This window comes from Pseudomonas sp. 10B238 (genome assembly GCF_000970615.1).
Lineage (GTDB): Bacteria > Pseudomonadota > Gammaproteobacteria > Pseudomonadales > Pseudomonadaceae > Stutzerimonas.
This window is the reverse complement of sequence record NZ_KQ033955.1, coordinates 1-7,678: the sequence shown is the minus strand read 5'-3', so window position 1 is coordinate 7,678 and position 7,678 is coordinate 1. Positions and strand designations below refer to the sequence as shown.

Annotated in this window: 5 protein-coding genes and 1 pseudogene; all 6 read right to left on the bottom strand. The window is 62.9% G+C overall.

What is annotated here, in order from left to right; genetic code table 11:
* Positions 1–239: 239 nt before the first annotated feature.
* Positions 240–1,004, bottom strand: a complete 765-nt coding sequence (locus RT21_RS24530; protein WP_371263646.1) for a methyl-accepting chemotaxis protein — start codon at positions 1,002–1,004, stop codon at positions 240–242.
* A 93-nt stretch (positions 1,005–1,097) separates the two neighbouring features.
* Positions 1,098–2,129, bottom strand: a pseudogene (locus tag RT21_RS24525) (cache domain-containing protein); the annotation flags it as partial.
* A gap of 238 nt (positions 2,130–2,367) precedes the next feature.
* Positions 2,368–3,834, bottom strand: a complete 1,467-nt coding sequence (locus tag RT21_RS22520; RefSeq protein ID WP_046164426.1) for a sodium-dependent transporter — start codon at positions 3,832–3,834, stop codon at positions 2,368–2,370.
* A gap of 79 nt (positions 3,835–3,913) precedes the next feature.
* Positions 3,914–4,594 carry a maleylacetoacetate isomerase gene (gene maiA / locus RT21_RS22515; protein ID WP_046164425.1) on the bottom strand — a complete coding sequence of 227 codons (681 nt, stop codon included), beginning with the start codon at positions 4,592–4,594 and terminating at the stop codon, positions 3,914–3,916.
* A gap of 330 nt (positions 4,595–4,924) precedes the next feature.
* On the bottom strand, positions 4,925–6,334 hold the full coding sequence (locus RT21_RS22510) for a sodium-dependent transporter (RefSeq protein ID WP_046164424.1): 1,410 nt from the start codon (positions 6,332–6,334) through the stop codon (positions 4,925–4,927).
* 105 nt (positions 6,335–6,439) lie between these two features.
* Positions 6,440–7,522: a Glu/Leu/Phe/Val dehydrogenase dimerization domain-containing protein gene (locus RT21_RS22505; protein WP_046164423.1), complete on the bottom strand. Its 1,083-nt coding sequence runs from the start codon at positions 7,520–7,522 to the stop codon at positions 6,440–6,442.
* Positions 7,523–7,678: the final 156 nt, after the last annotated feature.

Genomic DNA, 7,678 nt, shown 5'->3' with positions numbered 1-7,678 from the left:
GCAGGGGCAAGCGTTTTTGCTTACTTTTTTGCCGGCCGGGCAGGTGCGTTTGAAAAAAGTGAGTCGCCCAGCAGGGCTGGGCCTGAGGTTAGGGGCCTACGACAGGGCGGCGCCGTACCAAGATGAGCGCGCCGCGACCACCCGATCAAGCCTAGGCGTCTCCCTTCGCGTCTACATAAGTGGCGGATACAGACGGGCACAAAAAAGGGCGCCGATGCGCCCTTTCATCCAACACCAGATCAGATCCTGAAGCTCCCCACCAGCTGCTTCAGCCGCGCAGCCTGCTGCTCAAGATCTCCACAGGCCCGAAGGGTGGATTGCAGGTTCTCGACCCCCTCCTGGTTCAGCGTGTTGATTTCCGTGATGTCCATGTTCAGCGACTCGATCACTGAGGTCTGCTCTTCGGTGGCGGTCGCGACTGACTGGTTCATCGCATCGATCTCGCCGATGGCACGAGTCACGCTGCCCAGGCGCTCACCGGCCTGGTTGGCGATGCCGACACTCGATTCGCTCTGACGCTGACTCTCGGTCATGGTGCTGACCGAATCACGCGCCCCGACCTGCAGCTTCTCGATCATCCCGTGGATTTCCTGCGCCGAGGTCTGGGTGCGATGCGCCAGGCTGCGCACCTCATCAGCCACCACCGCAAAGCCGCGCCCGGCTTCACCGGCACGCGCCGCCTCGATAGCTGCGTTGAGCGCCAGCAGGTTGGTCTGCTCAGAAATGCCCTTGATCACGTCGAGTATCTGACCGATGCCAACCGTCTGGGTATTCAACGCCTCGATCTGTTGGCAGGACGCGCTGATGTTGCTCGACAACCGCTTCATGGCCTCGATGTTCTGCTCGACCACCTTGCGACCGTCTTCGGCCTGATGGCTGGCACCGCTGGCCTGCTGCGAGGCGTCGGCCGCGTTGCGGGCGATCTCCTGCGCGGCGGCGCCGAGCTCATTGATCGCCGCTGCGACGCTGTTGGTGCGGCTGGCCTGTTCATCGGAATTGAGCATCGACGAGTTGGAGGCGGCCAGTACACGTTGCGCCACTTCATTGACCTGCTCGGTAGCCGAGGCCACGTCGCGAATCGAGCCGTGAATACGCTCGACGAAGCGGTTAAAGGCCAGCGCCAGCGTGCCGAATTCGTCCTGCGATTGCACTGTCAGGCGGCGGGTCAGATCGCCCTCGCCCTCGGCGATATTGCTCATCGCGCGGCCCATGTCGGTCAGTGGCCGCATCAACACGCGGATCAGCATGCCCAGCAGGACCATGATGAACACCACAGCGATGACAGTGGCAACGAGCGCCGAGGTACGGAAGCTCGACAGCGCCGCGTAAGCCTTTTCCTTTTCCACGGAGATGCCGACGTACCAGGTCACCGAAGGCAGGCCGGGAACCGGACTGAAACTGAGAATGCGTGCCTGGCCGTCGAGCTCCGCTTCGCTCAGGCCCTTGGTCAGGGACGGGGTGTTCTGCGGATAGATCTCAGCCAGGGGCTTCATGACCTTGGTCTTGTCCGGATGGACCAGCACCTTGCCGTCGCCGCTGACCAGAAACGCGTAACCCATGCCGTCGAAGTTCAGCGCGTTGATGATATCGACAAGCGCCTGCAAACCCAGATCGCCGCCCACCACGCCAACCGTCTGGCTGCCGCTGCGTGCGGGGGTGGCGATCGTAATGATCAGCTCACCCGTGGCCGCGTCAACATAGGGTTCGGTAAGGGTCGTTCCGCCAGCAGCCACCGCGTCCTCGTACCAGGGGCGGGTGCGCGGGTCGTACCCGGCGGGCATTTCGTCTTCCGGACGCATGGTGAAGCGGCCGTTCTGCTCACCCAGATAGGTGAAGCCGAAGGTGGAAGTCAGCGCCTTCTGTTCGAGCAAGGCAACCACGCTCTGATCGGAGCTGTCGTTGGCGATGGACTGCGCAGCGCTTTCCACCAACAGGATCCGACCGGACAGCCAGTTCTGAATGTTATGGGCGGTGACTTCACCCATCTCATCCAGATAACTGTCGAGGTTATCGCGGATGGCGTTGCGCTGAAGATAGTCGTTGAACAGGGTGAACAGGGCGAAAGTCGCGATCACAACGAGTGACGCGGCGAGCAGTATCTTGTGGCTGAACTTGAGACGGCTGGGCATAGGCGCGAATCCGAACACTGATCTGGGTCAATACGAAGATCCGTTTTCTGTTAAAGCGTCCTTGCGCTGATCAGATTATCGGCAACGCTTTAGAGAGCTTTAGGGTGCTGTCTGTCGCGAAGCCAGTAACAACGGGGGGCTGGCCGTCTGACCTTTCGCTGAGACGCCTTCAATCCAGTTACAAAAACGGCACTTCCGTTGCCGGAAGTGCCGTCTGGTCAGCGGGGTTGGCGCCGGTTCAGGCGTTGCGCCCAGTCAGCGCCGGCAGAACGCGAGGTCGCAGCCCCTCGCCGAGGACAGTCAGCGCACCGATGGCTCCGGCAATCCAGTACCAGCGCACCAGCGGGTCGAAGCCCAGCCAGCCGAGGGCATGCAGGAACACCATGGTGATCAGCACTGGGCAGACATAGCGGACCATGAACAGCCACAGCGCATAGCCCAGCGGTGGAAGATCCAGCTCGTCACGCATGATCTCGCTGCGCAGGGCATAGCCGGCAAAGATCACGATGAAGATCCCGCCCAGCGGCATCATCCAGCGCGAGGTCAGGTAGTCGAGCCAGTCGAAGAAGTTCTTGCCCATTGGCGTCCAGCCAGCCATCAGGTTGAACGAGAACATCGCCAGCAGGCTGATCACCAGCAATACCGCACCGGCGCCGATGGCGGCCTTGAGGCGACTGATGCCGTGCTTTTCGTTGAGGTAGGCCACTGTGGCTTCGATCATCGAGATGGCCGAGGTCAGCGCGGCAATCGACACCATGGCGAAGAACAGCGTGCCGAATACGGTGCCGAACGGCATTTGCTGGAAGGCCAGCGGCAGGCTCATGAAGATCAAGCCGGGGCCGGCAGTCGGGTCCATGCCGTTGGCAAAGATGATCGGGAAAATCGCCAGCCCCGCCAGCAGCGCTACGGCCGTATCGGCAATCGCGACCATGAAGGTGGTCCGCGCGATGGACTGTCCGTCGGGGATGTAGGAGCCGTAGGTCAGAATCGCCCCGGATGCCAGGCTGAGGGTGAAGAACGCGTGGCCCAGTGCGGCCAGTAGCGCTTCACCGGTGAGCTTGGAGGTATCGAAGCTGAACAGGAAGGCGAAGCCCTGATCGAAGCCGCCGCTGGTGAAGGCGTAGCCAACCAGGATCAACAGCATCACCGCCAGGCCCGGCATCATCCAGCGCACCGCGCTTTCGATGCCCTGCTGTACACCTTTGGCCACGATCCATAGCGTCAACAACGCCACCAGTACGCTCCAGCCCCCGAGCTGCCAGGGGTTGGCGTTGTGCGCCTCGAACACCTGCGCCAAGCCGTCGACCGAGCTGGCGGCCAGCGAGCCGTCGAGCATTTTCACCGTATAGGCGAACGCCCAACCGGCCACCACCACATAGAAGCAGAGAATCAAGAAGCCGGCCGCCATGGCCATGCCGCCGACGCCCTTCCACAGGGAGCTGCTGCCGTTTTCACGGACCGCTCTGCCAATGGCATCGATGGGGCTGCCACGACCCCGACGGCCGATGGCGATCTCGGTCATCATCACCGGAATACCGATGGCGAGGATGCACGCCAGGTACATCAGCACGAAGGCGCCGCCGCCGTACTCGCCGGTGATGTAGGGGAATTTCCAGATGTTGCCCAAGCCGACTGCAGAGCCGGTCGCGGCAAGAATGAAGCCCCAGCGGGAGAGCCAGAGGTTCTTGGGTTTTTCACGGGTCATGCGTCACCTGTTTGTTGTTATCTGTGACGGAATCGAACCCGCCGCGCTCATGACGCGACGGAGTGCAAGGCGGATAAACCTATTGAGCGTCGGGCTGCACCTCCGGAGCTGCGTTGGCAAAGGCTTCGAGGGATTCGCACTGCTCGGTCATCTGCAAAATGCGCGGGTACGCACTGAGGTCACAGGCAAAACGGCGCGCATTGTATACCTGCGGAATCAGGCATGCCTCCAGATAGCCCGGCCGCCTGCCGAGTGACAGCTTGCCGTCGAACGCCGCCAACCCCTGCTCGACGCCCGCGAGGCTCGTGTGAATCCAGTGCTGGATCCATTGCTGCTTCGCCTCGTCTTCGATGCCCAGCGGGCCGCTGAGGTACTGCAATACGCGCAGGTTATTCAGTGGATGCAGGTCGCAGGCGATATGGAGCGCCAATGAGCGCACCCGCGCGCGGTCGGCCGGATCGTCCGGCAGCAAAGCCGGAAGCGGAAAGACCTCCTCCAGGTACTCGAGAATCGCCAGCGATTGGCTGATGCGCTCGTCGCCGTCCACCAGCAAAGGCACCAGCCCCTGCGGATTGAGTGCCTTGTAGTCGGCCGAACGCTGCTGGCCGCCGTCCTTGACCAGATGCACCGGCAGGTTCTCGAAGGCGAGGCCTTTGAGGTTCAACGCGATGCGGACCCGGTAGGCGGCGCTGGATCGCCAGTAACCGTAGAGTTTCAGCGTGGGCGACGAACCGGCCGTTGTGGTTGTTTCACTGCTCATAACGCTCCCAGTACGTGTTTCTCTGTGGCGGGCAATATCCTTTGACCGTCCCCGCAGCCCTGGCGATCAATGATCGCAAGACCGCAGGATTGGCTTGGCCGCCCCCATAACAAACCACTCCGACGGGGTGCACAAGCCCGCCGGTAGCGCGGCTCGCTGCTTCAACGCGCTTGGGCCGGAAGGTTTTCTTTACGGCCCGTCGCGAGCGCCGCAATGCAAGGTTGCGTCGGTGAGCGCGTAACGAAAACCTGACGGCGCGGTGCGACAGCTGGTTGCACCGCCCCTCTCCACCACCAATATTGTGCGTAACGCGACGGCGACTGCGCTTCCCTAGATCAGCCCGCTCAAGTTGAGGAACACCAGCACGATCGCCAGCGGCGTACCGAAGCGCAGCAGCAACCACCAGGCGCGGAACAACCCGCCGTGCCGGATACCGATGGCGTCGCGCACCGTTTGCTCCTTCATCACCCAACCGGTGAACAGCACCGTCATCAGCCCGCCCAATGGCATCAGCCAGTTGGTGGTGAGGTAGTCGAGGCTGTCGAAAAAGGTCTTGCCGAACAGTTGGTAGTCAGCCCAGAGGTTGAAGGAGAAGACGCTGCCCAGGCTCAGCACCCAGAGCAGGCCGCCACTGACCAGCACGGCTTTGAGGCGGCTCAGGCCGAAGCGCTCGGTCATCCAGGCAATACTCGGTTCGCTCAGGGATATCGCCGAGGTCAGCGCCGCGATCACCAGCATGACGAAGAACAGCCCACCCACCACCTGGCCCAGCGGCATCTGACCGAAGGCGATGGGCAGGGTGACGAAGATCAGCCCCGGCCCGGCGCCCGGCTCCAGACCGTTGCCGAACACCAGCGGAAAGATCGCCATACCGGCCAGCAGCGCAACGACGGTGTCAGCCAGCGCCACCAGTACCGAGGTCTTGGCAATCGAGGTGCCTTCTGGCAGGTAGGAGCCATACACCATCATCGCCCCCGCACCGAGGCTGAGCGTGAAGAAGGCATGCCCCAGGGCAATCAGCACGCTGGTGGCGGTCAATGCCGAGAAGTCCGGCACGAAGAGAAATGCTAGCGCCTGCAGGAACTCGCCCGTGACTGCGGCATAGCCGACCAGCCCCAGCAGCAACACGAACAGACCCGGCATGAGGAACCGCAGCGAGCGCTCCAGCCCGCCGCGCACACCGAAACCGACGATCAGCATGGTCGCCGCCAGCACCAGCGTGCCGCAGACGATCAGCCGCATCGGGCTGGCCAGCAAGCCGTTGAATAGCTCGCCGCTGGCATCACCACCTACGCCACTGAAAGTCCCGCTGAGCGTGGTCGGGATATAGGACAGCGCCCAACCAGCCACCACTAGGTAGAAGCTGAGAATGAGAAAGCCGGTCAGGCCACCGAGCCAACCCGCAACACGCCATTTGGTGTTGGCACCGGCTTCACGAGCCAGGCGAGCCACCGCGCCATCGGGGTTCTGCCGACCACGCCGGCCGATCATCACTTCGGCCATCAGCAAGGGAATGCCGATCAGCAGGATGCAGCCGAGATAGACCAGCACGAAGGCGCCGCCACCGTTCTCGCCAGTGATGTAGGGGAATTTCCAGATATTGCCCAGACCGACCGCGGAACCGGTAGCGGCCAGAAAGAACACCCAGCGCGAGGACCAGAGGCCGCGCGCGGCGCTTTGCTGAGTACGAACGGAGGCGCCACCGAGAGTACCGGCGGCAATGCTGCTTTTGTCAGTCATTGTGGATTCCTGCTTGTTGTTTTTGTCAGGGATTTGCACACGCTCGGCAGAATGGCTCGGGCTGCCGAAAACAAAACGGGCGGCACTGGGCCGCCCTCATGCTCGTTACGCCTGCAGGCGCTGCGGCACTGCATGCACGCCGCCAAGCCGCTCCTGCGCCAAACGATCGGCGACGATCGAAGTGGACTCGCCACTGCTGGCAGCGCGCTCGAAGATTTCGCGAAGGGTTTCTGCGATGCCTCTGATGTGCGCATCGCTTTGCGCCGCGCTGCCACCGACGCGCTGGTAGTACACGTCAATGATGCCGCCGGCATTGATCGCATAATCCGGCGCGTAGAGGTGGTTGCGACGCTGCAGCTCGGCGCCGATCTCCGGGCTCGCCAGCTGGTTGTTCGCGGCACCGGCGATCACCGGCGCACGCAGGGTCTGCAGGGTTTCGGCGTTGAGGATGCCGCCCATGGCGCACGGGGCGAACACATCGACGTCCAGCCCGTAGATGTCGTGCGGGCGCACCGCGTTGGCACCCAGCTCCTCCATGGCCTGACGCACGTTGGCATCGAAGATGTCACAGACCCACAGCTCGGCACCGGCCTGTTTCAAGTGCCGGGCCAGCCCCAGACCGACATGCCCGACACCTTGAATCGCGACCTTGAGACCGGTCAGATCGTCACGACCCAGACGCTGACGCACCGCCTCGCGCAGGCCGACGAATACACCCAGCGCGGTGGACGGTGAGGGATCGCCACTGGCGATGCTGCCGTCGAGCGTGGTGCGCGGCGTCGCACCGATGACGTGGCGGGTGCGCTGGGCGAAGGCCTGCATTTCCGCCTCGCCGGTGCCGGAATCGGCCGCGGTGATGTAGCGACCACCGAGGCTGTCGACGAAATCGCCCATGGCATGCAGCAGCGCCTGGCTCTTGCCGGTATGCGGGTCGCCGATAATGACGGCCTTGCCGCCGCCGAGCTTGAGCCCGGCCAGGGAAGACTTCAGCGTCATGCCACGAGACAGGCGCAGCACGTCGCGCACGGCATCGTCGTCACTGGCGTAGGGGAACATCCGGCAGCCGCCCAGCGCCGGGCCGAGCGTGGTGTTGTGGATGGCGATGATCGCGCGCAGGCCCGAGGCCTTGTCGTGGCAGAACACCACCTGTTCGTGGCCATCGAAATCGGGATGGGTGAAGACTGACATTGCGGATTCCTCTTTGTTGTTCTGTCGAGAGCCCTGCTGTGCAGGCTCCTTCAATGTTCTGTGCGGCGTATTGGGAAACGGTGGGCTAAAGCCCACCCTACGAGTGCTCATTCATCGACGCGGGCGGTTCTGTAGGGTGGGCTTCAGCCCACCGAA